The organism is Shewanella sp. 4t3-1-2LB (assembly GCF_017368415.1).
Taxonomy (GTDB): Bacteria; Pseudomonadota; Gammaproteobacteria; order Enterobacterales; family Shewanellaceae; genus Shewanella; species Shewanella fodinae.
In genome coordinates this window covers 1-783 of sequence record NZ_JAFNJD010000119.1, presented here as the reverse complement: position 1 = coordinate 783, position 783 = coordinate 1, and the positions used below count along the sequence as shown (strand labels likewise).

The window sequence follows — 783 nt, the reverse complement described above, 5'->3', positions numbered from 1 at the left end:
CTAATGCTGATCAGTTAAGCCAGATCGCTTGACGATCTCATTGAAAAGATCAAAATCCGATGACCACTCGTCATCGGATTTTTTTATGCAACTCACTACCGCGCTTGCACTGGCTAATGGCTATGCGCCCAACACTGAACAACTAGGCCAACTGAGTGATATCTTGTGTCCAGATTTCATCTCGCAATGCCTTGAAACATCTGGAGTAGCGACCATTCGCAAACGTCGACTACCTCTTGAACAAGCTGTTTGGGCTGTCATTGCGATGGCAATGTATCGCCAAGAGCCTGTTTGGAGCATCGTCGGCAAAGCGCAATTGATGTTGCCCGGTAAGAAGCCGCTTGTTGCACCCAGCGCAGTTGTTCAGGCCAGACAACGTTTAGGTGTTGATGCCGTTAAAGAAATTTTTTCGCAAAGCCAACGCGTCTGGAACCAAGATGCCCAGCATCCTGACTGGTGTGGCTTAACGTTGCTTGGGGTGGATGGTGTCATTTGGCGAACGCCCGATACTCCCGAAAACCAGCAAACCTTTACCTACAGCAAAAACCAGCACGGTGATGTTGGCTATCCGCAAGTACGCATGGTTTGCCAAATGGAATTGACGAGTCACATGTTAGTTGCCAGCGCGTTTGACGATGCCAAAACCAATGAAATGAAGCTGGCAGAGCAACTGATTGATACCACCCCCGACAATTCACTCACCTTGTTTGACCGAGGATTTTACTCACTGGGACTGCTAAATCGTTGGCATCAAACGGGCGAAGCCAGACACTGGTTAATGCC

General features: G+C 48.9%; 1 protein-coding gene. It reads left to right on the top strand.

Annotation, left to right across the window (positions count from 1 at the left end):
* Positions 1–85 precede the first annotated feature (85 nt).
* Positions 86–783 (top strand): IS4 family transposase (locus tag J3L11_RS18865; RefSeq protein WP_207571991.1); only part of this gene is annotated, 698 nt, incomplete at its 3' end.